This is a genomic window from Nonomuraea roseoviolacea subsp. carminata (genome assembly GCF_024172185.1).
GTDB classification, from domain to species: Bacteria; Actinomycetota; Actinomycetes; order Streptosporangiales; family Streptosporangiaceae; genus Nonomuraea; species Nonomuraea roseoviolacea.
The window spans coordinates 1727803-1752225 of record NZ_JAMZEC010000001.1; the positions used below are offsets into that span (position 1 = coordinate 1727803).

Sequence of the window (24423 nt, forward strand, 5' to 3'; positions counted from 1 at the left end):
CCCCGTGGACGAGGAGCGCGCCATGCCGAAGAGCACCACCGCCGTCCTCTGTGTCACCCTGATGGCCGCGGCCACGCTGACCGCGTGCGGCGGCGGGAACGAGAGGGCGGCCAACGAGATCACCGTCTGGACCGAGGAGAACCTCCCCGACCGGATGGCCGTGCAGCAGCGGATCGCCGCCGACTTCACCAAGAAGACCGGGATCAAGGTGAAGCTGGTCGGAGTGGCCGAGGACCAGTTCAGCCAGATCGTCACCTCGGCGGCGGCGGCCGGCAAGCTGCCCGACGTCATCGGGGCCCTCCCGCTGGCGTCGGTACGCGAGCTGGAGGCCGACGACCTGCTCGACACCGAGACCCCGGCCAAGGTCGTCGACCAGCTCGGCCGCGGCTCGTTCTCGCCGCGCGCGCTCGACCTCGACAGCTCCGGCGGGAAGCTGCTGGCCGTGCCCAGCGACGGCTGGGCCCAGCTCGTCCTCTACCGGAAAGACCTGTTCGACAAGGCGGGCCTGGCGCCGCCCGACACGTACGAGGCGCTGGAGGCGGCGGCGCGCAAGCTCAACACCGGCGGCGTCGCCGGCATCACGCTGGCCATCGCGCCCAAGGACTCCTTCACCGCGCAGAGCTTCGAGCACGTGGCCCTGGCCAACGGCTGCCAGCTCGTGGACGCCTCCGGCAACGTCACGCTGGACTCGCCGCAGTGCGTGAAGGCGTTCGGCTTCTACGCCGGGCTGGTCAAGAACTACTCGGTCAAGGGCAAGCAGGACGTCGACTCGACCCGCGCCACCTACTTCGCCGGCAAGGCGGCCATGGTCATCTGGTCGTCGTTCATCCTCGACGAGCTGGCCGGGCTGCGCAAGGACGCGCTGCCGAGCTGCCCGCGGTGCAAGGACGACCCGGGGTGGCTGGCGAAGAACACGGGCGTCGTCACGGCCCTGAAGGGCCCGGACGGCAGCGCGCCCGCGCAGTACGGCGAGATCGTCTCGTGGGTCGTCACCCGCGACGCGGCCAAGGACGCCGCCGCCAAGTTCGTCGCGTACGCCATGAACGAGGGCTACGAGCGGTGGATCGGGATGGCGCCGGAGGGCAAGTTCCCCACGCGCAAGAGCTACGCCGCCGCCTGGAACAAGCTGCCCGCCGGCGTCGACACCAAGAAGCCGCTGGCCGAGGTCTACCCGCCCGCGGTGCTGGACGCGCTGCGCTCCGGCCCCGACAGCTTCGCCCGCTGGGGCGTCACGCAGGGCCAGGGCAAGCTGGTGGGCGCCACGATGGGCGAGCTGCCGGTGCCTAAGGCGCTCAGCCAGGTCGTGGACGGCTCGCTGACGCCCGAGCAGGCCGCCGCCCAGGCCAAGAAGGACGTCGAGACCATCAAGCGCGGGATCCGCCAGTGAGCCTCACCCTGCAAAAACAGGAGGGGCGGGCCGGGCTGGCGTTGATCTCGCCCACCCTCGTCATCACCCTGGTCGTGGTCGTGCTGCCGCTCCTGTGGGCCGTCATGCTGGCCTTCCAGAACGTGCGGCTCATCAACATCCGCAGCAAGGGCCTGTTCGGCGGCTACACGCTGGAGAACTTCCGGTACGTGCTCTCCGAGCCGGGCTTCTGGCCGGCGCTGGTCAACACGCTCATCTACACGGTGGCCGGCACGGCGCTGTCCATCGCGGTCGGGCTGGTCGCCGCGCTGGCGCTGCGCGAGCGCTTCAAGGGGCGCACGCTGGTGCGGGCCTCCATCCTCATCCCGTACGTGGCGCCGGTCGTGGCCGTCGCCTTCCTGTGGGAGACGATGCTGAACCCCCAGTACGGCATCGTGAACACCTGGCTCAGCCAGCCGATCGCCTTCCTCAGCCAGGCCAAGGGCACCTTCCTCGGGATGGAGGTGCCGGTGGCGTTGCTGACGGTCATCGCGTTCGAGGCGTGGCGGTACTTCCCGTTCGCGTTCCTGTTCATCCTGGCCCGGCTCCAGGCCCTGCCCGCCGACCTGGAGGAGGCGGCCGTGGTGGACGGGGCGACGCCCACCCAGCGCTTCCGGTACGTGATCATGCCGCAGCTCTGGCGGATCGTCGCGCTGCTGGCCGTGCTGCGCTTCGTGTTCACCTTCACCAAGTTCGACGACGTCTACCTGCTGACCGGCGGCGGGGCCGGGACCGAGGTGGTCAGCGTGCGCGTCTACAACTTCCTGACCTCGCGCGACGACATCGGCGCCGCCGCGGCGCAGGCGATCGTCCTCGCCGTCGTGCTGGTCGTCTTCCTGGCCCTCTACCTCAGGTTCTTCGCGGGAGGCGAACGTGAGCAGAACCGCTGAGCCGGCGCTGGCCGCCGGCGGGGGCGAGCGGCCCGCGAGCGCGCGCCGCGGGCGGCCGATGAGCAGGGACCGGGTGGAGCGGGCCGCGCTGCGCGTGCTCAAGCCGCTGGTGATCGCCGTGTTCGTGGCCGTCACCGCGTTCCCGTTCCTCTACATGGTCATGCTGTCGGTGCGCGACATCCAGGAGCTCATCCTCGACCCCGGCTCCCTGTGGCCGCGCCGGCTGACCCTCGACACCTACGCCGACGTGCTGGACCGGCAGGGATTCCTGACGTTCATGCGCAACAGCGCGATCGTGGCCGTGGCGTCCGTGGTGGTGACGCTGCTGATCTCGATCCCCGGCGCGTACGCGGTGGCCCGGCTGCGCTTCTTCGGGCACCGGCAGGTCCACTTCCTGTTCCTGTCCGTCTACCTCTTCCCGGCGATCGTGCTGGCCATCCCGCTCTTCGTGCTGTTCACGATGATGGGGCTGCGCGGGTCGCTGCTCGGGCTCATCCTCGTTTACATCGCGCAGACCGTGCCGGTCACGGTATACATGCTCCGCAACTACTTCGAGACCGTGCCGCGTAGCGTGGAGGAGGCGGCCGCCATCGACGGCTGCACGCGCCTGTCGACCATCTGGCGGGTCGTGCTGCCGCTGTCGAAGCCCGCGCTCATGGCGACCGGCCTCTACGTGTTCATGATCGCCTGGAACGAGTTCCTGTTCGCCCTGCTCTTCCTCGTCGAGAGGCGGGAGAGCTGGACGGTCTCCCTGGGGCTCTCCCAGCTCGCGGGCAGCATCGAGATCCCGACCACGGTGCTCATGGCCGGGTCGGTGGTCCTGACGCTGCCCATCGTGATCGTGTTCTTCGCCAGCGAGCGCCTGCTCACCGAGGGCCTCACGGCGGGAGCGGAGAAGGGGTAGACGATGCTGACGGCAGGGCACATCCTCCAGCTCATCCGTGATGGGTCCTGCCGCACCCGCAAGGAGCTCATCGAGTACACCGGCCTGTCCCGCTCCACGATCACCGACCGGGTCGACCGGCTGATCGAGGCCGGCTACATCCACGAGTCCGGCGTGGCCAGCTCCGGGGGCGGCCGGCCGCCCTCGGTGCTCGATCTCGACGCGGGCAAGCGCCTGGTGCTCGTGGCCGACCTAGGCGCCGGCCACGCGCACGTCGCGCTGACCGACCTCGCCGCCCGGCCGCTGGCCGAGGAGCACACCGAGATGCGCATCGACCGCGGGCCCGACGCCGTCCTGACCTGGGTGCGGCAGGCGTTCCAGCGGCTGCTCGACCGCACGGGCATGCCGCGCGAGCGGGTGTGCGGCATCGGCGTGGACCTGCCCGGCTCGGTGGACCACGACACCGGGCGGCTGGCGCGCTCGTTCGTCATGCCCGGCTGGGACGACCATCCCATCGGCGCGAGCCTCAGCTCGGCGTTCGGCGTGCCGGTGCTCGTGGAGAACGACGCCAACGCGATGGCGCTCGGCGAGTGGTGGTCGTCGTGGCGGCACACCCGGGCGCTGCTGCTCGTCAAGGTCTCCACCGGCATCGGCACCGGCGTGGTGCTGGACGGCGGCGTCTACCGGGGCGCCGAGGACGCCGCCGGCAACCTGGGCCACGTACGGCTGCGCGAGAGCGACGGCCGGGTCTGCACGTGCGGCTCGCGCGGCTGCGTCGCCTCGCTGGCCAGCGGCCACGCGCTGGCCACCGACTTAGGGGTGGAGACCAGCCGCGACGTGGTGCGCCTCGTCCAGGCCGGCGACCCGGCGGCCATCGCCCACGCCCAGGAGGCGGGCCGCACGCTCGGCGTCCTGCTGGCGACCGCGGTGAGCCTGCTCAACCCGGGCGTCCTGGTGCTGGCCGGCGACATGGCCGAGACCGGGGAGCACTACCTGACCGGCATCCGGGAGAGCGTCTACCGGCGCAGCCTGCCGTACACGACGCGCAACCTGCGGATCGTGACCAGCACGCTGGGGCGGCGGGCCGGGATCGTGGGCACGGCGGTGATCGTCATGGAGCACGTGCTCAGCCCGGAGGCGGTGGACGCGGCGCTCGCCGCACCGGCCGGCCGCTCCCGCACCGGCACGTGATCTTTCAGCCCGCCAGGGCGCGGGCGAGGCGGGCGCGGGCGGTCACGAGGGAGGGGCCGTACCAGGTCAGGTCGCGCCCGCTGACCAGCGCGCAGCGCAGGCCGGGGAAGCACTCGGGGCCGTCGCCGGCGTGGAAGGCGTACGGCTCGTCGGGCAGCACCACCAGGTCGGGCGCGCGGGCGGTCAGCTCTGCGAGCGGCACCTTGGGGTAGCGCTCGGCGTGGCCCGCGTACAGGTTGTCCACGCCGAGCCGGCGCAGCACGTCGCCGGTGAACGTGTCGCGTCCGACCACCATCCACGGCCGCCGCCAGATGGGGACGACCGCCGTGCGCCGCGGCCCCTCCTCCGGCTTCCGCCAGACCTCGCGCGCCTCGTCCAGCCACGCGGGCGGCTCGGCGCGGCACGCCTCGGTGAACATCCGCTCCAGGGAGGCGAACGCCTGGTCCAGGGTCTCGATCCGGGTGACCCAGACGGCCAGGCCGGCCGCGCGCAGGGCGGCGAGGTCGGGCTCGCGGTTCTCCTCGGCGTTGGCCAGCACCACGTCGGGGCGCAGACTCCTGATGACGTCGAGGTCGGGGTTCTTGGTGCCGCGCACGCGCGTGACGTCCAGGCCGGCGGGATGCGAGCACCAGTCGGTGGCGCCGACCAGCGCGCCGGGCACGGTGGCCGCCACGGACTCGGTGAGCGACGGCACGAGGGACACGATCCGGGTCACGCTCTCGGGCACCCGCACGGCCGCCCCGGTGTCGTCGCGCACGCCCGCCTCCGTCATCGCCGTCTCCCTGCCACCACCCCATCCTGCCCTGTCCGGGTGACCTGAGCCCTGACCGAAAATGAGTGAAATACCGTGAATTCTGGGCCGAATGTGCGCGGGTCCTCCACAAGCCCCATAACGAATCCGTAGAATCCCCCATAAAGATCATTACTTCTTGATCGGGGGACCTCCGGTTGGAGCGAGAACCGCTGGGCTTCGACCCGAACACGCCCAACGTCGCCCGGCTGTACGACTACTACCTCGGGGGCAAGGACCACTTCCCGGCCGACCGTGAGGCCGCCGAGAAGATCCTCGCCGTCGCGCCCGAGGTGCGTCTCGCCGCGCGGGCCAACCGGGCGTTCCTGGGCCGGGCCGTCCGCTTCCTGGCGCGGGCCGGGGTGACGCAGTTCCTCGACATCGGCACGGGATTACCCACCCAGGGCAACGTGCACGAGGTCGCCCGCGAGGCCGCGCCGGGGGCGCGCGTGGTCTACGTGGACCGTGATCCCGTCGTGCTCGTCCACGCCCGCGCGCTGCTGGCCGACGACGCCAACACCGTCGTCGTCGAGGGCGACGTGCGCGACCCCGTCGGCATCCTGAAGAACCCCGACGTGACCGGGCTGCTCGACTTCAGCAAGCCCGTCGCCGTCCTGCTCGTCGCGGTGATGCACTTCGTGTCCGAGGACGAGGGCCCGGAGGAGATCATCGGGACGCTGCGCGAGGTGATGGCACCCGGCAGCCACCTCGTCATGTCGCACGGCACCAGCGACGCCCGGCCCGACGCCGTGAGCAAGGGCGTCGAGGTCTACCGGAGCGCGACCTCGCCGCTGACCCTGCGCAGCCGTGAGCGCGTCAGGGAGCTGTTCGCCGGGTTCGACCTGGTCGAGCCGGGCATGGTGTGGCTGCCGCAGTGGCGGCCCGACCAGACCGACCTGATCGACTTCGCCGCCGAGGACCCGCAGTCGTCGCTCATCGTGTGCGGGGTCGGCCGCAAGAGCTAGCGGGCCGCCGCCGGGGGCGCCGGGCACAGCCGGGCGCCCCGACAGGTCCGCGCCGACAGGTCCGGCCCGACAGGTCCGCGCCGGCGCGACGCCCCGGCGCGGACCCCGCGAGCGGTTACTTCAGGGCCGCGAGGGCGGCCTCGTAGTCGGGCTCCTGGGTGATCTCCGGGACCAGCTCGGAGTGGATCACCTTGTTGTCGCCGTCGAGCACGACCACCGCGCGGGCGGCGAGCCCGGCCAGCGGCCCCGACTCCTGCGCGACGCCGTACTCGGTGAGGAACTCACGGCCCCGCATGAGCGACAGCATGACCACGTTGTCGATGCCCTCGGCGCCGCAGAAGCGCTGCTGCGCGAAGGGCAGGTCGGCCGACACGCACAGCACCACGGCCTGCGGGTGCTCGGCGGCGACCTGGTTGAAGCGGCGTACCGAGGCGGCGCACACGCCGGTGTCGACGCTCGGGAAGATGTTGAGCACCTTGACCGAGGAGCCGAACGACTCCAGCGTGACGTCGCTCAGGTCCTTGCCCACCAGGCTGAACTTCGGCGCCTCGGCGCCCGGCTGCGGGAACGTGCCGCCCACCGTGACCGGGTTGCCCTTGAACGAGATCTCGGACATGAGAAAACCTCCTGTTAGCTGTGGTCCCCGGTGGCGATCCTATCGGCGGGCCGAGCGGTCGCCCCGGGGCAGCCCAGGGTGTCGTCACACGTTGCGCCGGTACTGACCGCCCGCCTCGAACAGGGCCTCGGTGATCTGGCCCAGCGAGCACACGCGCGCGGCGTCCATCAGCACCTCGAAGGCGTTCGAGCGGGACATGGCCGCCTCGCGCAGGCGGGCCAGCGCGGCGGGCGCCTCGGTCCGGTGCCGCTCGTGGAAGGAGTCGAGCCGGTCGAGCTGCGAGCGCTTCTCCTCCTCGGTGCCCCGGGCCAGCTCCAGCTTCCGCTCGTGCGGCTCGTCGCCGCGCGGGTTGCGGAAGGTGTTGACGCCGATGATCGGCAGCGAGCCGTCGTGCTTGCGCATCTCGTACAGCATCGACTCGTCCTGGATGCGCCCGCGCTGGTAGCCCGTCTCCATGGCGCCCAGCACGCCGCCCCGGTCCGACAACCGCTCGAACTCGCCGAGCACGGCCTCCTCGACCAGGTCCGTCAGCTCCTCGATGATGAACGAGCCCTGCAGCGGGTTCTCGTTGCGGGCCAGGCCCCACTCGCGGTTGATGATGAGCTGGATGGCCATGGCCCGGCGCACCGAGTCGGCCGAGGGGGTGGTGACCGCCTCGTCGAAGGCGTTGGTGTGCAGGCTGTTGCAGTTGTCGTAGATCGCGATCAGCGCCTGCAGCGTGGTGCGGATGTCGTTGAAGTCCATCTCCTGGGCGTGCAGCGACCGGCCCGAGGTCTGGATGTGGTACTTGAGCTTCTGTGAGCGCTCGGCGGCGCCGTACCGCTCGCGCATCGCGACCGCCCAGACGCGCCGGGCCACCCGCCCGAGCACGCTGTACTCGGGGTCCATGCCGTTGGAGAAGAAGAACGACAGGTTGGGGGCGAAGTCGTCGATGTCCATGCCGCGCGCGAGGTACGCCTCGACGTAGGTGAAGCCGTTGGCGAGCGTGAAGGCGAGCTGGCTGATCGGATTGGCCCCGGCCTCGGCGATGTGGTAGCCGGAGATCGACACCGAGTAGAAGTTGCGCACGCCGTTGGCGATGAACCACTCCTGGATGTCGGCCATCATCCGCAGCGAGAACTCGGTGGAGAAGATACAGGTGTTCTGCCCCTGGTCCTCCTTGAGGATGTCGGCCTGGACCGTGCCCCTGACCGTGGCCAGCGTGCGGGCGCGCAGGTCGCGGGCCTCCGCCTCGGACGGCTCGCGGCCCTGCTCGGCCCGGAACCGGTCGAGGGCCTGGTCGACGGCCGCGTTGAGGTAGAAGGCCAGGATGGTGGGCGCGGGCCCGTTGATGGTCATCGACACGGACGTGTTGGGCGCCGCCAGGTCGAAGCCGTCGTAGAGGGCCTTCATGTCGTCGAGCGTCGCGATCGACACCCCTGAGGTGCCGACCTTTCCGTAGATGTCGGGGCGCAGGTCGGGGTCGTGGCCGTACAGCGTGACCGAGTCGAACGCGGTGGACAGCCGCGTCGCGGGCTGGCCCTCCGAGAGCAGCTTGAAGCGGCGGTTGGTGCGGAACGGGTCGCCCTCCCCCGCGAACATCCGGGTGGGGTCCTCGTCGTCGCGCTTGAACGCGAACACGCCGGCCGTGAACGGGAAGCGGCCCGGCAGGTTCTCCGAGCGCAGGAACCGCAGCAGGTCGCCGTGGTCGCTGTAGCGGGGCAGCGCCACCCTGGGGATGCGGTTGCCGGACAGCGTCTCGCGCCACAGCGGCGTGTGGATCTCCCGGTCGCGCACGCGGACCACCAGCTCGTCGGCGGTGTACTGCTCGCGCGTGGCGGGCCAGGAGTCGAGCAGCGCCCGGCTCTCCTCCGACAGCTCCCGCTCGGCCCGCTCCTCCAGGCCGGCCAGCCGCTCCTCGCCCCCCTCGCCCGCCCCGTCGCGCGCGAGGAGCGCGCGCACGGCGGCGACCTGCTGGCGGCGGCGGGCCGCCTCCGCCTGGGCGAGCGTCTCGGCGTGGTAGGCGCGGACGGTCTCGGCGATCTCCGCCAGGTAGCGCACCCGCGCGGGCGGGACGATGGCCTCGGACGTCTCGGAGGTGCGGCCGCGCACCGGCGCCAGCAGCCCCGGCCCGGCGGGCAGGCCCTTGTCCACGAGCAGTCCCTTGAGATGCTGGTAGAGGGCCGTCACCCCGGCGTCGTTGTAGCGGGCGGCGATCGTGCCGAACACCGGCATGTCGTCGGGCGCGACGCCGAACGCCTCCCGGTTGCGCACGAGCTGCCGGCGCACGTCGCGCAGGGCGTCCTCGGCCCCGCGCCGCTCGTACTTGTTGATCACCACGGCCTCGGCGAAGTCGAGCATGTCGATCTTCTCCAGCTGGGAGGCCGCGCCGAACTCCGGGGTCATGACGTAGATCGGCACGTCCACGTGCGGCACGATCCCGGCGTCGCCCTGGCCGATGCCGGGCGTCTCCACGATCACCAGGTCGTAGCCGGCGGCGCGGCAGGCGGCGACCACGTCGTCGAGGCAGGCGGGCACCTCGTTGGGCGCGCCGCGGGTGGCCAGCGAGCGGAAGTAGGTCTGGGGGCCGAGGCTGTTCATGCGGATGCGGTCGCCGAGCAGCGCGCCGCCCCCGCGCCGGCGGGTGGGGTCGATGGCGATGACGGCGATGCGCAGCTTGTCGTCGTTGTCCACGCGCAGGCGCCGGACCAGCTCGTCGGTGAGCGAGGACTTGCCGGAGCCGCCGGTGCCGGTGATGCCGAGCACGGGGGCGCGCAGGCCGCCGAGCACCTCGGCGTCACCGGGCGCGGGCGACTCGCCCGGGACGGGCGCGGACGACCCGCCCAGGACAGGCACGGGCGACCCGCCCGGCGCCGAATCGCCGCCCGCGCGGGACCCGCCGACGGCGCGCAGCCGGTCGAGCAGCTCGGCCGGGGCGCGGCCGGACTCGATCAGGGTGATCGCGCGGGCCAGCGCGGCCTGGTCGCCCGAGACCACGGCCTCCGCCGACGGCGGGTCGCCCAGCTCGACGTCGCACTCCTCGACGAGCTTGTTGATCATCCCGGGCAGGCCGAGGCGCTGGCCGTCCTCGGGCGAGAAGATCCGGCTGACGCCCCGGGAGTGCAGCAGCTCGATCTCCTCCGGCACGATGACGCCGCCGCCACCGCCGTACACCTTGACGTGCCCCGCGCCGCGCTCGCGCAGCAGCTCCACCAGGTAGGTGAAGAACTCGACGTGGCCGCCCTGGTAGGAGCTGACCGCGACGCCCTGGACGTCCTCCTGGATGGCGGCGGTGACGATCTCGTCGACCGACCGGTTGTGCCCCAGGTGGACGACCTCGGCGCCCTGCGACTGGAGGATGCGGCGCATGATGTTGATCGCGGCGTCATGGCCGTCGAACAGCGCGGCTGCCGTCACGAAGCGGACGGGATGGACCGGTACGTGCACGCCTGATCACTCCTCTTTGAGCGGCCTACCCTCAAGATACTAGGACGTCCTACTATTTCCTGTCGCCTGCCGGGTAGAGGTCGGTCATGCGCGCACTCACCTTGCGGCCGGACACCCGTGGGTCGCTCCGCGTCGAGGACGTCCCCGATCCCGAGCCGGGGCCCGGCGAGCTGCTCGTCCAGGGCCTGGCCCTGGGCATCTGCGGCACGGACCGGGAGCTGGCCTCCGGTGAGTACGGCTTCTGGCGGGGCGAGCAGGACTGCATGGTCCTCGGCCACGAGTCGCTCGGCCGCGTGCTCCGCGCGCCCGAGGGGTCCTCCTTCTCCCCCGGCGACCTGGTCGTCGGCGTGGTGCGCCGGCCCGACCCGGTGCCGTGCCCGGCCTGCGCCCGCGGCGAGTTCGACATGTGCCGCAACGGCCGCTACACCGAGCGCGGCATCAAGGCGCTCGACGGCTACGGCAGCGAGCTGTGGACCGTGGAGGAGGACTACGCCGTGCGCATCGACCCGCGGCTGGAGCGGGTCGGGATGCTGATGGAGCCGACCTCGGTCGTGGCCAAGGCGTGGGAGCACATCGAGCGGATCGGGGCGCGGTCCTGGTTCGAGCCGCGTACGGCGCTCGTCGTCGGCGCCGGGCCGATCGGCCTGCTGGCCGCCCTGCTCGCCAGGCAGCGCGGGCTGGAGGTGCACGTCATCGACCGCGCCACCGAAGGGCTCAAGAGGGACCTCGTGCGCTCGCTCGGCGCGGTCTTCCACTCCGGCAGCTCCCTGGAGCCGGTGCGCGACCTGCGCCCGGACATCATCGTCGAGGCCACGGGGGCGGACACGATGGTCCGCGACGCGATGCTGGCGAGCGGCTCGGCCGGCATCGTGTGCCTGACCGGCGTGTCACCCGCCGGCAAGGTGCTGGACGCGGACGTGGGGCGCATCAACCGGGACATGGTGCTGGAGAACGACGTGGTGTTCGGCTCCGTCAACGCCAACCTGCGCCACTTCCGCGCCGCGGGCGAGGCGCTGGCCGCGGCCGACTGCGCCTGGCTGGAACGGCTGATCACCAGGCGGCTGCCGCTGGAGCGGGCGCTGGAGGCGTTCGACAAGCCGGGCGACGACGTCAAGCTGGTCATCGACCTGACCGGCTGACCGGCGCGCCCGCCCGCGTCAGCGTCCCCGCTCGTACGGGCGGCGGCGGGAGGCCGGGGGCTGCTCGCCGGGAGGTCCGCCGATGACCACGGGGACCCGGTCGCCGCCGGTGTCGCGCTCATGGCCGTCCCAGGCGGGATCGTCGCGGTCTGATGCGGGTTCGGGGTCGTCCCAGGCGGGTTCGGGGTCGGACCAGGCGGGGTCGTCCTCGGTCCACGACACGCCGTGGTCGCGGCGCGCCGGCGCGTTCCAGGGCCAGGCGAGGCGGCGATGGATGCCGCGGCGGCGTCCGGCGAAGCGTAAGGAGAGCGCGATCGTCGTCAGCACCATGACGGCGAGCAGGGCGTGGGGTGTGCCCAGCACGTCGAACACCGACCCCTGGGGCTCACCCGCCCGGGGCGCCGGCGCGAACGGGTGGTCGGTGGAGCGGATCTCGCTCAGCGTGGCGTTGGCCTTGACCAGGCGCGGCAGGCCGTACCCGACGACCTTGTCGGTATCGCGGACCTTGCGCTTGAGCCACACGCGGTCGACGTTCGCCTCGATCGTGTGGATCCTGCCGCCGGAGACGCTCTCGACGATGCCGACGTGGTCGATGCCCTGGTAGCTCTTGCCGCCCTTCCAGTCGAAGAAGACCAGCGCTCCCGGCTCGGGCTTGGACGACCACGCGCCCTGCTTGATGAACCACGCGGCGTGGGACGGCGTCCAGGCGAAGCTGCCGACGTAGTCCGTGATGCCGGCCCGGTCCGCCGCCCAGGCGATGAACATGTCGCACCAGGGCGCGTCCCGGTACTGGGTGTCCTGGACGCGCTCGGCGTACCAGTGGCCGAACTTGGTCTGCTGGCCGCCCTTCTCCCGGTAGCCGATCTCCTTACGGACCTGTTTCAGCAGAGCTTCCGCGATGGGGTCCAGCGCGACTCCTCCCAGAAAATCCGGACGATCACGATGTACGGTAATCGCCGCGCGCCGAGCGCGGGCCGCGCACCGGGAAAGTGACGAGCTCTGGGAAGAAAAAGGACTCCTGTGGCGGAAGTGACGCGGCTCCTGGAAGTGAGCCCGCTACGCCCCCGCGCCCACGCGCCACACCTGCTCGTCGCCCGTGCCCGGAGCCACCACGTCGGCGACGATCACGGTCACGTTGTCCGGCGAGCCGCCCTCGTTGGCCAGGTCGATGAGGCGCTGCATGGCCATCGCCGGGTCGGGATGCGTGGTGAGCACCTCGTGCAGCATCTCGGGACCGAGCACGGCCGTGAGGCCGTCGGAGCACAGCAGGTAGCGGTCGTCGGGCTCGGCCTCGCGCAGCGCCATGTCGGGCTCGGCCCGGCCCTCGCTGCCGAGCACCCGCAGCACCATGGAACGCCGGGGGTGCACGGCGGCCTGATCCTCCGTTATCCGCCCTTCGTCCACCATCGACTGCACAAGTGTGTGATCCTTGGTCATCTGGTAAAGAGCACCATCGCGAAGCAGGTATCCGCGGGAGTCACCGAGATGAGCCAGGGCGAACCGGTAACCGTCCCAGAGCATGGCGGTCACCGTGGTCCCCATGCCCCTGCGCGCCGGGTCGATCTCCGCCAGCTCGACCAGCCGGCGCGCCGCCTCGTGCACGGCGCCCTCAAGGGCGGCCTCCAGGTCGGAGCCGGTCTCCGGAAGCGTGGCATCCAGCTCGCGCATGACGGCGATCGCCGCCGAGCTCGCGAGCTCGCCGGCCGCGTGGCCGCCCATCCCGTCAGCCACCACGAGCAGCCGACCGCTCGCGTAGCCGGAATCCTCGTTCTGCTCCCTGCGGCGCCCCACATCTGATCCGGCGGCATAGCGGATGTTGTGCTTCATACCTAGCAGTAAATCATTGGTTGAAAGACTTCACAAGCAGATGCGCTGAAGACTCTTGTGAACTACTGTGGTCGCATGAGCCACGACCCGACCGTGAACGCCGGGGACATCGCCCGGCTCGCGGGGGTCGGGCGTGCCGCGGTGAGCAACTGGCGACGCCGCCACGACGACTTCCCCCATCCCGTGGGTGGAACCGCCAACCAGCCGCTTTTCTCACTGCGGCAGGTCGAGGCGTGGCTGCGGCGCTATGGGAAGTCCTACCAGGTATCCCTGGGAGATCGTGTGTGGCAGCGCCTGAAAGCCGCCGGAGATCTACGCCTGGGTGACCTTGTGGCCGAGGCGGGTGAGTTTCTTTCCACCGGGAGCGCCGAGCTGGACCCCGAACTGGCCGGGCTGGTGTACGAACTGGCGGAGCGGCACGGGGCGCTCGCGGCGTACGAGTTCCTGTGCGAGCGCTACCTGGAGGCCCACTCGCGCCGGCTCTCCGTGACCCGCGAGGACGTCGCCGAGCTGATGGTCCGCCTGGTCGGCGCCGCCCCGGCCGCCGGCGACCACCTCGCAGGCGGGCGTCCCGCGGTCGTTCCGACCGCGGCGTCGGACGGCCACCGCGGCCCCCAGGCTCCGCACGGGGCGCCGCCCGGCCACCGCGCCGCGGACGGCGGCCAGGCGGACGGACAAGCAGCGGACGCGGGATCGGCGGATCGCGGGCCCGCGGCGAGCGGGCCCGCGGGCCGTGGCCCTGCCGGGAGCGGCGCTCTTACCGGGGGTGGCGCCCTGACGGGGAGCGGTGCCCTGACCGACAGCGGCGACCGGAGCGGGAGCGATGCCCTGACCGGGAGTGGCGATCTGACCCGGAGCGGCAACCGGAGCGGGAGCGGCGACCGGAGCGGGAGCGGCGACCGGAGCGGGAGCAGTTCTCCGGCCGGGAGCATGGTGCTGGCCGGGGACGGGGAGCGGGGCGTTTCCGGCATCGAGCGGCCCGCCACGATCATGGACCCCGCGTGCGGCGTCGGCACGCTGCTGCTCGCCCCGAAGGCCGCCCGCCTGCTCGGGCAGGACCTCAGCGGCGCCTCCGCCCGCATCGCCGCGGCCCGGCTCAGGCTGCGCGGCGCCGACGCGCGGATCGTCCCCGGCGACGCCATCCGCCACGACGCCTTCGCCGGGGAGAAGGCCGACGCCGTCCTGTGCGACCCGCCGTTCAACGAGCGCGCCTGGGGCTACGAGGAGCTGACCGGCGACCCGCGCTGGGAGTACGGCCTGCCGCCGCGCGGCGAGCCGGAGCTGGCCTGGGTGCAGCACTGCCTGACCCACGTCCGGCCGGGCGGCCTGGTCGCCATCCTCATGCCGCCCGCCGCCGCGAGCCGCAAGGCGGGCCGCCGCATCCGGGCCAACCTGCTGCGGGCCGGCGCCCTGCGCGGCGTCGTGGCGCTGCCCGGCTCCGACCTGTGGCTGCTGCGCCGGCCGCGCGCGGGCGAGCGCCCGCCGTCCGACGTGCTCATCCTCGACGCGACGGCCGACCTGTCCGCCGTCGAGCCGGCCTGGCGCGCCTACCTCGACGACCGCTCCGACCGCACGGTGCGCATCATCGACCTGCTGGCCGACGAGGTGGACATGACGCCGGCCCGCCACCAGCGCCGCGACGACGTCGGGCGCGCCTTCACCGAGGCGCGCGACCGCTTCCTGGCCGCCGCCGCGGCGCCGCCCGACCTGAAGGTGCTGGACCAGCCGCTCGACCAGCCCGCCACCACCGTCGGCGACCTCATCAAGGAGGGCCTGGTCACCGTGCTCCAGGCGCCGCCCAAGATGGCCGCCGACGGCGGCGACCTGCCGGTGCTGACCGCCGACGACGTGGCCGGCGGCACGCCGCCCTCCGGCCGGGCGAGCGCCCAGCAGGGGCTCGTGCAGGTGCGCCCCGGCGACGTGGTGGCCTCCTACTCCAGCGTCCGGGTCATGGCCGAGGGCGGCTGCGTGCTGGGGCCCCACCTGACGCTCTACCGGGTGGACCAGCGCCGGCTCGACCCCGACTTCCTGGCCGGCTTCCTGCGGGCGGCCGGGGGCCGCGCGACGACCGGCTCCAGCCGCTTCGACGTGCGGCGCACCCGCCTGCCGCGCCTGACGCTCAAGGAGCAGAGCGCGTACGGCGAGGCGTTCCGGCAGCTCGCGGTGCTGGAGGACGCCCTGCGTGAGACCTCCGCCCTGGGGCAGACACTGATCCGTCTGGGCCTCGACGGGCTGGCCGACGGCCACCTGCACCCGCCCGCTCATGGCCTCACCCCGTGAAGCGGGCGCGCCCTGCTCGTGACCTCACCCCGTGAAGCGGCTCGGGCGCTCACACCCGCGCCCTCGTGGACGGTGTAGTTTTTCCGAAAGGCGGGATGGAGGGGCGAATGGTCATCGGCGACCGCTATGTGCTCGAGCACTTCCCCCTCGGGCAGGGCGGCATGGGAGCCGTCTACGCGGGCCACGACCGCCACCTCGACCGCCGTGTCGCGGTCAAGCTGCTGCGCCTGCCGAGCGGCGGGCCGGACGGCGAGCTGGAGCGCCGCTTCATCCGGGAGGCCCGCATCCTGGCCCGGCTGGAGCACCCGGGCGCGCCGGTGCTCTACGACTTCGGCACCCACGAGCAGCGGCTGTACCAGGTGATGCAGTTCATCGAAGGCGTCACCGTGGCCGACGTGCTCAGCGAGCACGGGCCGCTGCCGGTCCCGTGGGCCGCCGCCATCGCCGCGCAGGCGTGCGCGGTCCTGTCGGCCGCGCACGCGCTGGCCATCTGCCACCGCGACCTCAAGCCCACCAACCTCATGCTGTGCCCCGACGGCAGCGTGAAGGTGCTCGACTTCGGCCTGGCCATGCTGCGCGAGTCCGACGTCACGACGTTCACCCGGATCGGCCAGATCCTCGGCACGCCCGCCTACATGGCGCCCGAGCAGATCCAGCGGGGCGTCGCCGAGCCGCGCAGCGACCTGTACGCGCTGGGCTGCGTGCTGCACGAGATGCTGACCGGCCGGCAACTGTTCACCGGGCCGACGGACTACGTGGTGTTCGAGAAGCAGGTCAAGGAGCGGCCACCGGACATCCCGGGCCTGCCGGCCGGGCTCGGCGCGCTGCTGTCCGAGCTGCTGGAGAAGCGGCCCGACGACCGGCCCTCCGGTGCGGAGGAGCTGTACGAGCGGCTGGAGCCGTACGCGGTGGGGCTGCCCATGCTGCCCGGTTTCCTGGCCCGGTCCCCGAGCCCGGGCCGCATGTACGCGCGGATGGTCGGCCGCGTCCTCACCGGCTGAAACGCTTCAAGGGGTGCCGGGGAGGACGGCCTCGATGGCGGTCACGGCGTGGGCGCGGTGCGCGGCCAGGACCCGCACGGCCCCCTCGGCGTCGCGGCGGCGCAGCAGGTCGAGCGCGGCCCGGTGCTCCTCGATGACCCGTTCCCTGTTGGCCGGCTCCCCGTAGTAGACGGAGCGGTAGGCGTCGGTGGAGTCCCACAGCGTTCTGATCATCCGGACCATGCGCGGCAGCCCGGACGCCTCGAAGATCGTCATGTGGAAGCGGCGGTTGGCCGCGGCCATCGCCAGCACGTCGCCCGCGGCGGCGGCCTCCTCGACCTCCGCCTGCGCCCGCTCGGCCGCGCGCAGCGCCTCGTCGCCGATCCGCCCGGCCGCCCGGCGCACCGCCTCGGCCTCCAGGAGCTCCCGGATGAGGTAGACCTCGCGCAGGTCGTCGAGCGAGAGCCGCTCGACGAAGTAGCCCCGGTGGGCCTCGTAGGTGACCAGGCCCTCGCCCTGGAGCGTCTTGAGCGCCTCACGGAGGGGGACGCGGCTCACGTCGAGCTCCTCGGCCAGCGCCTCCTGCCGGATGGGGTCGCCGGGACGCAGCCGGCCGGTGGTGATGGCGCGCCGCAGCTCCCCCAGGACGAACTGCTGCGCCGTGGGCGGCCTGCGCCGCCCACCGGCCTCGCCCGCGACACCCCTTGCCGGCCCTTCTGGCGTGGTCATCCGCCCAATATCTCACGAACCCACTGGTCGTCCTGCCCGAGCGACGGAGGCGCGAGGCGGTACTCCGGGGGCGTGCCGCCGAGGCCGATGGGGTTGGCCACCTGGGCGGCCGGTCCCTCGCCGACCAGCGGGTTCAGACCCAGTTCCGAAGCCAGGGCGAAGGCGTCGGCCATGGTGTTGATCGGCCCGCAGGGCACCCCGGCCGCGGTCAGGGCGGCGAACCACTCGTCGGCCGTGCGGGCGGCGAGGGCCCGGTCGAGCTCGGCGCACAGCTCGTCCCGGTGGGCGACCCGGCCGGAGTTGGCGGCGTACCTCGGGTCGGCCGCGAGGTCGCCGCGCCCGAGGGCGTCGCACAGGGCGCGGAACTGGCGGTCGTTGCCGGCCGCGATGACGATCGGCCGGTCGGCGGCCTGGAACACCTCGTACGGGACGATGCTGGGATGCCGGTTGCCCATGGCGGAGGGCACCACGCCGGCGGCGGCGTACCCGGAGGCCAGGTTCGTCATGGCCGACAGCAGCGACGACAGCAGCGAGACCGTCACCCGCTGCCCCTGGCCGGTGGCGTCGCGGTGGCGGAGCGCGGCCAGCACGCCGAGCGAGGCGTGCAGCCCGGTGATCACGTCCACGAGGGCGACGCCCGCCTTCGTGCCGGGCCCGCCGGGCTCGCCGGTGACGCTCATCAGCCCGCCGACGGCCTGCGCGATGAGGTCGTAGCCGGGCAGCCGCGCCCCCTCGCCCTCGCCGAACCCGGTGATGGAGCAGTAGACGAGCCCCGGGTTGGCCGCGCGCAGCCTGTCGTAGCCGAGCCCGAGGCGGTCCATGGTGCCGGGCCTGAAGTTCTCGACGAGCACGTCGGCGCGGGCGGCGAGGGCGCGGGCCACCTCGGCGTCCGCCGGGTCGCGCAGGTCGAGGGCGATGGAGCGCTTGTTGCGGTTGACGGCGAGGAAGTAGGTGGCCTCTCCCCCGGCGTGCGGCGGGCCCCACGAGCGGGTGTCGTCGCCGCCGTCCGGCCGTTCGACCTTGACGACGTCGGCGCCGAGGTCGGCGAGGAGCATGGTGGCGTACGGGCCCGCGAGCACCCGGCTGAAGTCGGCCACGAGCAGGCCGGACAGCGCCCCGCTCACGCCGGCGCCCCGAGGTAGACGGTGACGGTCTGGGTGAAGAACTCGCGGGCGGCCCGTCCCTGCTCCCTCGGCCCGAAGCCGCTGAGCTTGCTGCCGCCGAACGGCACCCAGGGGAAGGTGCCCGCGGACTCCGAGTTGACGTGGAGCACGCCGACGTCGAGGTCGTCCACGGCCCGCAGCGCGGCGCCCAGGTCGCGGGTGAAGATCGCCGCCGACAGCCCGTGCTCGCTCCGGTTGGCCAGCCGCAGTGCCTCCTCCGGGCCAGCGGCGCGCACCGCGCCGACGACCGGGCCGAACAGCTCGGTGCTCCACACGTCCAGGTGCGTGCCGGGCAGGGCGAGCACGGTGGGCGGGGTGAACCAGCCCTCGGCGAGCCGCCCGTCCCGGTACGGCCGGGCGCCCGCCAGCGGCTCGGCGCCGTCCTCGACGGCCCGCCGCACGCCCGCCGCCACGCGCTGGCGGGCGGCGGCGCTGACGAGCGGTCCCATCTCCACGCCATCCTTGAGCGGGTCGCCGACGACGAGTTCCTCGGCTTTGGCGGCCACCTTGCGCAGCAGGTCGGCGGCGACGGCCTCCTCGACCACGAGGCGGGAGGTGGCCGTGCACTTCTGCCCGGTGGAGCGGAACGCGCCGAGGCACACCTGCTCGGCGGCGTGGTCGAGGTCGGCGTCGGCGAGCACGACGGCGGCGTTCTTGCCGCCCATCTCGGTCTGCACCGGCTTGGCCAGTTCGCCGCAGCGGGCGATGACGGCCCGGCCGACCTCGGTGGAGCCGGTGAAGGAGACGGCGTTCACGCCGGGGTGGTCGATGATCGCGGCTCCGGCGTCGGCCTCGCCGTACACGAGGTTGAGCACGCCGTCGGGCAGGCCCGCCTCGGTGAGGGCGCCCGCGAGGCGCATGGCGAGGAGCGGCACGAGCGAGGAGGGCTTCCACACGACCGTGTTGCCGTAGGTCAGCGCGGGGCCGATCTTCCAGGCGGGGATGGCGATCGGGAAGTTGAACGGCGTGATGAGGCCGGCGACGCCCACGGGGCGGCGCATGACGAGGAGGTTCTCGCCGGGGCGCGGGGAGGCGTAGATCTCGCCGCTGTCGCGGTCGGCCTCGGCGGCGTAGTAGCGCAGGATGCGGGCCGCGCCGCGGACCTCGGCCACGGCCTCGGGGAGCGTCTTGCCCTCCTCGCGGCTCAGCTCGCGCCCCCACTCCTCGGCGGCCGCGTCGACGAGGGCGGCGGCCCTGGACAGGACGGCGGCGCGCTCGTGGTGGGGGGTGGCGCGCCAGGCGGGCGCGGCGTCGCGGGCGGCGCGGACGGCCAGCCCCACCTCCTCGGGCGAGGCGGCGCGCCCGCGGGCGACGATCTCGCCGGGGTTCGCGGGGTTGGCGTCGGCGAACGCGGCGCCGGATCCCTCGATCCAGCGGCCGTTCACGAGGTTCAGCAGCTCCATGGTCAAACCACCCTAGCCATGCCATATTGGATATTCAATATTGGATCCAAAATACAATGGAGCGCTCATGCACCCCTCTGCCCTGTTCGCCCTCGACGGCCTCCTCACCGACGAGGAGCGCGACATCCGCGAGGCCGTCCGCCAGGTCTGCGACCGCGAGATCCGGCCGCACGTCGCCGGCTGGTTCGAGGCGGGCGAGCTGCCCGCGCGCGAGCTGGCCCGCACGCTCGGCTCGGTCGGCGTCCTCGGCATGCACCTCGACGGGTACGGCTGCGCCGGCCTCGGCGCCGTCGCGTACGGCCTGGCCTGCCTGGAGCTGGAGGCCGCCGACTCCGGGCTGCGCAGCCTGGTCTCGGTGCAGGGCTCGCTGGCCATGTACGCGATCTGGAAGTACGGCAGCGAGGAGCAGAAGCAGGAATGGCTGCCGGCCATGGCGGCCGGGGAGCGCATCGGTTGCTTCGGCCTCACCGAGCCCGACTTCGGCTCCGACCCGGGCGGCATGCGCACGACGGCCAGGCGCGACGGCTCCGACTGGGTGCTGAGCGGCACCAAGATGTGGATCACCAACGGCTCGATCGCCGACGTCGCGGTCGTCTGGGCGCGCACCGAGGACGGCGTGCGCGGCTTCCTCGTCCCGGCGGGCACGCCCGGCTTCGCCGCGCACGACGTCAAGCACAAGGTGTCGCTGCGCGCCAGCGTGACGAGCGAGCTGGTGCTGGACGGCGTGCGGCTGCCGGCCGAGGCGATGCTGCCCGGCGCGCGGGGCCTGTCCGGCCCGCTGGGCTGCCTGAACGAGGCCCGGTTCGGCATCGTCTTCGGCGCGATGGGCGCCGCGCTCGACTGCCTGGAGACGGCGCTGGAGTACGCCGCCTCCCGGGAGGTGTTCGCCCGGCCGCTCGCCTCCTACCAGCTCACCCAGGCCAAGCTCGCCGACATGACGCTGGAGCTGGGCAAGGGCCTGCTGCTGGCCGTGCACCTCGGGCGGCTGAAGGAGCGCGGCGAGATCACCCCGGAGCAGGTGAGCGCCGGCAAGCTCAACAACGTGCGCGAGGCCCTCGACATCGCGCGGACCTGCCGCACGCTGCTCGGCGCGAGCGGCGTCACGCTGGAGTACCCGGTGATCCGTCACGCGGTGAACCTGGAGTCCGTGCTGACCTACGAGGGCACCTCGGAGATCCACGCGCTGGTCGTCGGCAAGGCGCTCACCGGCCTGCCCGCCTTCCACTAGAACGGCCGCGCCGTCGACGGCGGGGCTCAGAACGTCTGCCAGGTCGTCGCGGCGACCTGGCAGAGCCGTCCCCGGTGGACGCGCATGGCGCCCGCGGCCACGTCCAGGCTGATCACCGCGAGCGTCTCCCAGCGCTGGTCGAAGGGCAGCGCCGGGTCCGGGTGGGCGCACACCGGCGCCACCGGGGCGTGACAGGTCATCGCCCCGGCCCGCGCCGTGAGGTCGGGGTCGGCCAGGCCGTCCGCCCGTTCCTCCAGGTGGCGCAGCCGCGCGTACGTGCCGGGCCGCTCGGTGCCGAGGTCCTCGCCGCGCGCCAGCTCCGGGTCCAGGAAGTGGTTGGTGTGCAGGAGCACGCCGTCGATCCCGTTCACCCCGGCCTCGACCACGCCGACGCCCGCCGGGCAGATCTCCAGCGACCTGGCCCCCTCCTCGGTCACCACGGTGACGACCGTGGACGCCGACGTCCGCGCCGAGCGGGCGATCCGCGTGGCCTCCTCCAGTGTGGCCGCCTCGTCGAGGATGCGGCGCGCGACCAGGTGGACGGGCACGCCGACGTCGGCGTGGTCGGCGCGGTGGCGCAGGATGTTGAAGTGGACGCCGAGGCCCGCGTCGTTGACGCCGATCTTGGCCAGCACCCCGGCCTCGGTGAACGTGCGCACCCGGCGCCCGCCGGCCGTCTCGAAGGCCCACAGCAGCGGCGCGTCGCGCAGGTGGTCGTGCCAGTCCCAGGTCTGGACGGTACGCGGCGGCCGGCCCGGGTCGAGCACGACGGCGGTCGAGCACTCGCCCTCGCCGCCGGCCCGCATCGCCGCGAGGATCTCGGTGCGGGCGTTGACGGCGGCCACCTGCCAGGGCTCCAGGCCGCAGCCTTCCGCGATGCCGCCGATCTCCTCGGCCAGCTCCGGCGCCCAGGCGGCCGTCGCGGCCAGTGCCCGCTCCGACAGCTCGCGGACCCGTTCCGGCCCGGCCCCGCACGCCTCGAACAGCCGCAGGTAGCCGTCGTGGTTGGCGCGCACGGCCGCGCCCCAGTGGGTCCCGAACTCCCTGCCGCGCCCGCCCGGGTCCGGGCGCGACGAGGTGAACGCGGGGAACCTGGTCACGAAGCCACCTCCGGGCCTGCTGTCCGCCCGGCGTCGGCCGGGCGCGCGTCCACCTGGTCCATGAGCGCGGCGAGCGCCGGCGCCGCGTCGCGACGGACCCGCGCGCGCCGCTCGTCGTCGAGGTCCTGGCTCAGCTTGAACATGCCGCGCTCCCCCGTCACCCGTACCCGGAAGGCCACCACACCGGACACGATCCGGGCGAACACCTCGCGCGAGGCCGCGCCGGGCCGCCACGACGGCGTCCGGGACGACTCCATCGCCTCCACGGTCCGCTCCACCACCTCCAGCGGGTCCGGATGGACCTCGATCCGGCCCGTCAGGTGGACGGCCGCGTAGTTCCAGGTCGGCACCGCCGGGTCCGCCTCGTAGCTGGTCGGCGAGACGTACCCGTGCGGCCCCGAGAAGACGACCAGCGTCTGCGGCGCGGACTCCCAGGCCCGCCACTGCGGGTTGACGCGGGCCAGGTGGCCGACGAGCGTGGCGCCCTCGAAGCCGGGGCCGCCGGGGTCCTCGACGAGCACCGGGGCGTGGGTGGCCACGGGCACGCCGTCCGCGGCGTTGACCACGAGCGCGAACGGGTTCTCCCGCACCAGGCGGGCGGCGTGCGCGGGATCGGCCGGCGCGTAACGGGGGAAGACGTGCATCGGCCTACTCCACGCCGCTCAGGACGGCGTCCCAGGCCACCTCCGAGGCCAGCGCGCCGAAGCCCGCCGGCTTGAGCCCCTCCAGCTCCACCTCGTCGGTGGTGAGGGCGAACAGCACGTCGCCGTCCGTCGAGGTGTGGAACGGCTGGATGCCGCGGTGCATCGAGCTGTGCACCTGGCGCGCGACCTGGGCGAGGTCGCGGTCGGCCAGGCTCACGTTCGTCACCATCACGGTCAGGGTGGTGTTGCCCATCACGGCCGGCGCGTCCGCGAGCTGCGCGTAGTCCACGCTCGGGTGCCGCCTGACCCCCTCGCCGGAGTGGTAGTTGCCGCGCAGGATCTCCCCGTCACGGCCGACGACCACGCCCACGGAGTTGATCACGGTCGCCACCAGCACCTTGGCGCTGCCGAAGACGCCGAACGCGGCGCCCTGCCCGGTGTGCTCGGCCCGGCCGAAGTCGATCTTCCCGGCGGTGGCGCCGATGCCGGCCCCGCACCGGCCCACGGGGAACTCGCCCTCGCGGGCGGCGCGCAGCGCGGCGCGGCCGAGCGCGGTGTCGGGATGGACGGCGTTGTCCCGCGCGGAGAAGTCGTAGATCACCGCGCCGGAGACGAGCTGGAGCTCGTCCCATCTGACCTGGTTGCCGCGCCGGGCGAGCAGCTCCTCGCTCACGCCGGCGGCGGCGGCCAGGCCGTACACCGAGCCGCCCGCCAAGCAGATCGCGTGGTTGAAGTCGTAGCCGCCGCTCATGCCGACCGCGCCGCCGCGGGCGTCGACGGCGGTGCGCGCGCCCGCCGGGACGTGCACGACGGTGCAGCCGGTGGGGCCTTCGGCGTACTCGGCGGTGCCGACGTGCACGCCGGGCAGGTCGAACGGCACGCTGCCGCGGCCGGGGCTGGGCTGGGGGGTGAGCGGGAGGTCGGCGTTGCCCGGCGCACCGGTGGCGAAGGACGAGACGGGGGCGAGGGTCACAGGGACTCCAGGAGCTGGCGCGAGTACGGGTGTTCGGGAGCGGTGTGGAAGGCGGCGGCGGCCGCGGTCTCGACGATCTCGCCGTCGCGCATGACGGCGATCCGGTCGGCCACGTACCGGACGGCGCCGAGGTCGTGGGAGATGAACAGGGCGCTGAAGCGGAACTCCGCCTGGAGGTCCTTCAGCAGGTTGAGGATCTGGGCCTGGACGGAGACGTCGAGGGCGCTGACCGCCTCGTCGAGGACGACGAAGCTCGGCCGGGTGATCAGCGCGCGGGCGATCGACACCCGCTGCCGCTGGCCGCCGGACAGCTCGTGAGGATAGCGCTCGGCGAAGCCGGCGCCCAGGCCGACCTGCTCCAGCGCCTCGGCCACCAGCGACCCGGCGGGCCGGCCGAGCACGGCCAGCGGCTCGGCGACGCTCTGCCCGACGCGCATGCGGGGGTTGAGCGACCAGTGGGGGTGCTGGAGCACCGCCTGGATGCGCCCGGCCAGGTCGCGGCGCCTGCGCGGGAACGGCCTGCCGTCGAAGAGCACCGTGCCGGAGGTGGGCCGTCGCAGGCCGAGCGCCACCCGGCTGGTGGTGGTCTTGCCCGAGCCCGACTCCCCCACCACGCCCAGCGTCTCGCCCTCGGCCACGGCCAGCGAGACGCCGCGCACGGCGTCGAGTCGGCGGCGCCGCAGGGGCGGGCCGGTGGTGAAGGACACCGTGACGTCGTCCAGTTCCAGGATCACGCGACCACCTCCGGCACCGCGGCCCGTCCGTATTCCCCGGTCACGCGACCACCTCCA

At 73.1% G+C, this 24423-nt stretch carries 21 protein-coding genes; 9 read left to right on the top strand and 12 right to left on the bottom strand.

The genetic code is table 11. The features are described from left to right. Nucleotides 1-22 precede the first annotated feature (22 nt). The 4 genes from HD595_RS07870 to HD595_RS07885 are packed head-to-tail and all read left to right on the top strand — an operon-like array spanning nucleotide 23 to nucleotide 4369. Nucleotides 23-1387 carry an ABC transporter substrate-binding protein gene (locus tag HD595_RS07870; RefSeq protein WP_253767041.1) on the top strand — a complete coding sequence of 455 codons (1365 nt, stop codon included), beginning with the start codon at nucleotides 23-25 and terminating at the stop codon, nucleotides 1385-1387. Beyond that, a complete protein-coding gene (locus HD595_RS07875; RefSeq protein ID WP_253767043.1) occupies nucleotides 1384-2295 on the top strand; it encodes a carbohydrate ABC transporter permease in 912 nt (303 codons plus the stop codon). Before HD595_RS07870 ends, HD595_RS07875 begins: the two co-directional genes overlap by 4 nt. Further along, entirely contained in the window at nucleotides 2279-3199 is a 921-nt protein-coding gene (locus HD595_RS07880) for a carbohydrate ABC transporter permease (RefSeq protein WP_253767046.1), read from the top strand. The genes HD595_RS07875 and HD595_RS07880 overlap by 17 nt, the downstream gene beginning before the upstream one ends. A gap of 3 nt (nucleotides 3200-3202) precedes the next feature. Then, nucleotides 3203-4369, top strand: coding sequence for an ROK family transcriptional regulator (locus HD595_RS07885; protein ID WP_253767048.1), 1167 nt, complete (start codon nucleotides 3203-3205; stop codon nucleotides 4367-4369). A 4-nt stretch (nucleotides 4370-4373) separates the two neighbouring features. Here HD595_RS07885 and HD595_RS07890 read toward each other — a convergent pair whose 3' ends face one another. Then, nucleotides 4374-5141 (bottom strand): helical backbone metal receptor, encoded by a 768-nt coding sequence (locus HD595_RS07890; RefSeq protein WP_253767050.1) that lies wholly within the window; start codon nucleotides 5139-5141, stop codon nucleotides 4374-4376. A gap of 176 nt (nucleotides 5142-5317) precedes the next feature. Here HD595_RS07890 and HD595_RS07895 point away from each other — a divergent pair, with 176 nt between their 5' ends. Continuing rightward, complete coding sequence (locus HD595_RS07895) at nucleotides 5318-6124, top strand: SAM-dependent methyltransferase (RefSeq protein WP_253767053.1); 807 nt, start codon at nucleotides 5318-5320, stop codon at nucleotides 6122-6124. Nucleotides 6125-6239: 115 nt separating this feature from the next. Here the strand turns inward: HD595_RS07895 and tpx are convergent, their stop codons facing one another. Both tpx and icmF read right to left on the bottom strand, forming a co-directional pair. Beyond that, entirely contained in the window at nucleotides 6240-6740 is a 501-nt protein-coding gene (gene tpx / locus HD595_RS07900; RefSeq protein ID WP_253767055.1) for a thiol peroxidase, read from the bottom strand. 84 nt (nucleotides 6741-6824) lie between these two features. Next, nucleotides 6825-10166 carry a fused isobutyryl-CoA mutase/GTPase IcmF gene (gene icmF / locus HD595_RS07905; protein ID WP_253767057.1) on the bottom strand — a complete coding sequence of 1114 codons (3342 nt, stop codon included), beginning with the start codon at nucleotides 10164-10166 and terminating at the stop codon, nucleotides 6825-6827. 86 nt (nucleotides 10167-10252) lie between these two features. On the opposite strand from icmF, the gene HD595_RS07910 reads away from it, so the two are divergent. Next, a complete protein-coding gene (locus HD595_RS07910) occupies nucleotides 10253-11305 on the top strand; it encodes a glucose 1-dehydrogenase (RefSeq protein ID WP_253767059.1) in 1053 nt (350 codons plus the stop codon). Between the two features lie 18 nt (nucleotides 11306-11323). Here the strand turns inward: HD595_RS07910 and HD595_RS07915 are convergent, their stop codons facing one another. Together HD595_RS07915 and HD595_RS07920 are read right to left on the bottom strand one after the other, a co-directional pair. Beyond that, nucleotides 11324-12259 carry a CHAP domain-containing protein gene (locus HD595_RS07915; RefSeq protein ID WP_308211361.1) on the bottom strand — a complete coding sequence of 312 codons (936 nt, stop codon included), beginning with the start codon at nucleotides 12257-12259 and terminating at the stop codon, nucleotides 11324-11326. A gap of 102 nt (nucleotides 12260-12361) precedes the next feature. After that, the gene (locus HD595_RS07920; RefSeq protein WP_253767063.1) at nucleotides 12362-13132 is read right to left on the bottom strand and encodes a PP2C family protein-serine/threonine phosphatase; all 771 of its coding nucleotides are present in this window, start codon (nucleotides 13130-13132) and stop codon (nucleotides 12362-12364) included. Nucleotides 13133-13207: 75 nt separating this feature from the next. Between HD595_RS07920 and HD595_RS07925 the strand changes: the two genes are divergently transcribed. Together HD595_RS07925 and HD595_RS07930 are read left to right on the top strand one after the other, a co-directional pair. Further along, nucleotides 13208-15412 (top strand): N-6 DNA methylase, encoded by a 2205-nt coding sequence (locus HD595_RS07925; protein ID WP_253767065.1) that lies wholly within the window; start codon nucleotides 13208-13210, stop codon nucleotides 15410-15412. A 107-nt stretch (nucleotides 15413-15519) separates the two neighbouring features. Further along, on the top strand, nucleotides 15520-16413 hold the full coding sequence (locus tag HD595_RS07930; protein ID WP_253767067.1) for a serine/threonine-protein kinase: 894 nt from the start codon (nucleotides 15520-15522) through the stop codon (nucleotides 16411-16413). A 6-nt stretch (nucleotides 16414-16419) separates the two neighbouring features. Here the strand turns inward: HD595_RS07930 and HD595_RS07935 are convergent, their stop codons facing one another. The 3 genes from HD595_RS07935 to HD595_RS07945 are packed head-to-tail and all read right to left on the bottom strand — an operon-like array spanning nucleotide 16420 to nucleotide 19687. After that, nucleotides 16420-17121: a GntR family transcriptional regulator gene (locus HD595_RS07935; protein WP_253767069.1), complete on the bottom strand. Its 702-nt coding sequence runs from the start codon at nucleotides 17119-17121 to the stop codon at nucleotides 16420-16422. Beyond that, the gene (locus HD595_RS07940) at nucleotides 17118-18245 is read right to left on the bottom strand and encodes a CaiB/BaiF CoA transferase family protein (protein ID WP_253767071.1); all 1128 of its coding nucleotides are present in this window, start codon (nucleotides 18243-18245) and stop codon (nucleotides 17118-17120) included. The genes HD595_RS07935 and HD595_RS07940 overlap by 4 nt, the downstream gene beginning before the upstream one ends. After that, nucleotides 18242-19687, bottom strand: a complete 1446-nt coding sequence (locus HD595_RS07945; protein WP_253767073.1) for an aldehyde dehydrogenase family protein — start codon at nucleotides 19685-19687, stop codon at nucleotides 18242-18244. The genes HD595_RS07940 and HD595_RS07945 overlap by 4 nt, the downstream gene beginning before the upstream one ends. 67 nt (nucleotides 19688-19754) lie before the next feature. Here HD595_RS07945 and HD595_RS07950 point away from each other — a divergent pair, with 67 nt between their 5' ends. Next, nucleotides 19755-20915, top strand: a complete 1161-nt coding sequence (locus HD595_RS07950) for an acyl-CoA dehydrogenase family protein (RefSeq protein ID WP_253767075.1) — start codon at nucleotides 19755-19757, stop codon at nucleotides 20913-20915. Nucleotides 20916-20941: 26 nt separating this feature from the next. On the opposite strand, the gene HD595_RS07955 is transcribed toward HD595_RS07950, so the two are convergent. From HD595_RS07955 to HD595_RS07970, 4 genes are read right to left on the bottom strand one after another with little or no spacing between them, the layout of a single operon-like run. Next, nucleotides 20942-22015 (bottom strand): C45 family autoproteolytic acyltransferase/hydrolase, encoded by a 1074-nt coding sequence (locus tag HD595_RS07955; protein ID WP_253767076.1) that lies wholly within the window; start codon nucleotides 22013-22015, stop codon nucleotides 20942-20944. Beyond that, nucleotides 22012-22659 (bottom strand): FMN-binding negative transcriptional regulator, encoded by a 648-nt coding sequence (locus tag HD595_RS07960; RefSeq protein ID WP_253767078.1) that lies wholly within the window; start codon nucleotides 22657-22659, stop codon nucleotides 22012-22014. The genes HD595_RS07955 and HD595_RS07960 overlap by 4 nt, the downstream gene beginning before the upstream one ends. 4 nt (nucleotides 22660-22663) lie before the next feature. Further along, nucleotides 22664-23632, bottom strand: a complete 969-nt coding sequence (locus HD595_RS07965; RefSeq protein ID WP_253767080.1) for a P1 family peptidase — start codon at nucleotides 23630-23632, stop codon at nucleotides 22664-22666. Next, complete coding sequence (locus tag HD595_RS07970) at nucleotides 23629-24366, bottom strand: ABC transporter ATP-binding protein (RefSeq protein ID WP_253767082.1); 738 nt, start codon at nucleotides 24364-24366, stop codon at nucleotides 23629-23631. The genes HD595_RS07965 and HD595_RS07970 overlap by 4 nt, the downstream gene beginning before the upstream one ends. Nucleotides 24367-24423 lie beyond the last annotated feature (57 nt).